Genomic DNA, 2,436 nt, shown 5'->3' with positions numbered 1-2,436 from the left:
AACATTTAGCCCACTAGAGAAAAGCCCCTGAAAAAAAGCCCTGATTGATGCATTCATCTTTCAGGGCTTTTTGCTAGTGGCTGTTGACTGACATCCGCAGGGTGAAACGGCTGCTAGGTGGAACAGTAGGTTTGTTTTGGTTTCATGGTTATTTTTGGGTTCGTTATTTGGGGGAACCGTGGAGATATTGTTGGGTTTTGGACATAAGTTCCCTTACCCGGATTTCCGGTTGGATAAATGTTGGACATGTCCTGGACCGGGCCTGTGTTTTCCCCGTTCCGGAAGTGCATCATGAAGGCGCAGGTTTCATCTGAAGGGGCTTCGGTTTCCTGTTGGCCCTGTCCCTTGTGTCGAATACGACCGACATCCTTCCTGTTTTGCAGCAGGGACATTTGAAGACATCCCGGCCATACTTTTCCAACATCCGGATCTGAAAGGGAACAAGGACTTTTTCTTTTTGGGGTTTGAGGTTGAGGGCCGACCTGATCCGGTCAAGCCTTTCTGTTTTTCCCTGAAGCCTCAGGTATCCGAAGTGCCTGATTTTGACAAATCTCTTTGGCAGGACATGCTGCTCAAACCTTCTGAGGAATTCCTGATGCGGAAGCAGCATCTGCTTGGTTTTGGAACCGTCAGCGTAGTCCTTGTAGCTGAACCTGATGTGGGACTCATTGACTTCAAGTATCCTGTGTCTGGTGATGGCTATCTTGTGGGTATACCTTCCGAGATATTCGACGACCCTGTCGGGCGAACCGAAAGGGGCCTTGGCGTACACATTCCATTTTTTGAACCTGATGGCTTTGATGACAGCTTTTTTGTCACCGAACCAGGTAATGGTACTGTCTATTTCCAGCCCTTCCATAAACATTGCCTTGAACATGTTTGCCAGACTTTTCTGTGGAAAGAGGAACCGGTTGTTTTTGCGTTTGGCCTCTACCCATTGCTGTCCGTCATATCCGCCTGCACTGACGATGCAGTGTACGTGGGGATGGAATGAAAGATCCTGTCCCCAGGTATGGAGGACCATGGTGATGCCCGGTTCGGCCCCTAGGTATTCGGGCATCCGTGCATGATTGAGCAGGGTCCGTGATGCTGTCTGAAACAACAGGTCGAAGAGCCTGCTCCTGTTGCCCATGATGACCGGATTGAGCTCGTGGGGCAAAGTGAACACCATATGGTAATAGGCCGTGGGCAGGAGTTCATCCATCCTGTCGGCTATCCATGCATCCCGCTTCATACTGCCGCAGTTCGGGCAGTGCCTGTTGCCACAGCAATGGTAGCTGTGGGACAGGTTTCCGCATTCCTGCCTGTCGCATCTGCTGAGGTGATAGCCTTTGGCTGCCGTATGGCATGCTGCAAGGTCGGCAAAGACGGCTTTGCTGTAGGGGTTGAAGGATTTGATGGACGGATGTCCGAACAGGTTCTGAAAGGAGACCTCAGCTGACATATCCCATGATGTCAAGGGGGGAAACGAGCTTTTCCCGGCGCTGTTTGGTCAGGTGGAGATAGATCATGGTGGTCTCAATCTTGGAGTGTCCGAGCAGCTGCTTGATGGTATGGATGTCCGTACCGGCATCAAGCAGGTGGGTGGCAAAGGAATGCCTGAGGGTATGGGCGGAGAATGCATGCTGTTCCAGCCCGGCCTGCTTCATGGCCATCCGGATGGCATGCTGTATGGAGCGGTCATTCATGGCTTTGCCAGGGGTCTGTCCCTCGAAAAGAAATTGTTTGGGTCTGTAAACCTTATAATAAGCTTCGAGCAGTGGAAGTACGGCAGCGGGCAGGATGGTGAACCTATCCCTGCTTCCCTTTCCGGCCACTACCTTGAGCTGCATATCTGCCCGGGAAATATGTTTCATCTCCAGGAACCGGAGCTCGCTGAGCCGGATGCCTGTTCCGTAAAACAGGGCGATGATCGCACGGTGCTTTAGATTGGAAGTGGATGCGAGGACCTGGCCGACCTGTTCCTGTGTCAGGATATCGGGAAGCCTGAATTCCTTTCTGGGATAGAGGGCATGGGGAACAACATAAGGAGAGGGCAATATGTGTTTAAAAAAGAAGCTGCAGCTCTGCGCGGTCATTCTGCATTTATCTCTGCCTACACCGTGTTCTTTTTTAATGTAGTTGATGTAGGAGGCAATATGTTCCTGGGTAAGCTGTTCAGGATTGAGATGGTTGTAATAGGCAAAGATATAGCGGATTTCGGCCATGTAGTTCCGGACGGTCATGGGGGAATAGGCCTTTGCTTCCAGAAATGAGGCCAGCTTCAGAAGATACCCCTGTGCCGGACCGTTAAGGACGACGGTCCCTAACGTGTTTTTTTTTAGTTTCCATAATGATTGATTTTGATATGACGGAATTTAAACAGAATTTAGGTAATCCGCTCACCCGGAGGGTGTCAGTTCAACAACGCCTTGGCAAAAGTGGCGGGTCTGTGCT

General features: G+C 50.8%; 2 protein-coding genes. Both read right to left on the bottom strand.

What is annotated here, in order from left to right:
• Positions 1 to 289 precede the first annotated feature (289 nt).
• Entirely contained in the window at positions 290 to 1,444 is a 1,155-nt protein-coding gene (locus tag H1A14_RS22955) for an IS91 family transposase (RefSeq protein WP_194778655.1), read from the bottom strand.
• Positions 1,434 to 2,261: a tyrosine-type recombinase/integrase gene (locus H1A14_RS22950; protein WP_262893981.1), complete on the bottom strand. Its 828-nt coding sequence runs from the start codon at positions 2,259 to 2,261 to the stop codon at positions 1,434 to 1,436. The genes H1A14_RS22955 and H1A14_RS22950 overlap by 11 nt, the downstream gene beginning before the upstream one ends.
• Positions 2,262 to 2,436: the final 175 nt, after the last annotated feature.

The organism is Pararhodonellum marinum (assembly GCF_015354735.1).
Classification (GTDB): Bacteria; Bacteroidota; Bacteroidia; order Cytophagales; family Cyclobacteriaceae; genus Pararhodonellum; species Pararhodonellum marinum.
This window is presented reverse-complemented; position numbering and strand designations above follow the sequence as displayed.

Excerpts from the sequence above, each read along its gene's own strand:
- H1A14_RS22955 (WP_194778655.1), bottom strand. The coding sequence starts at position 1,444 with ATGTCAGCTGAGGTCTCCTTTCAGAACCTGTTCGGACATCCGTCCATC.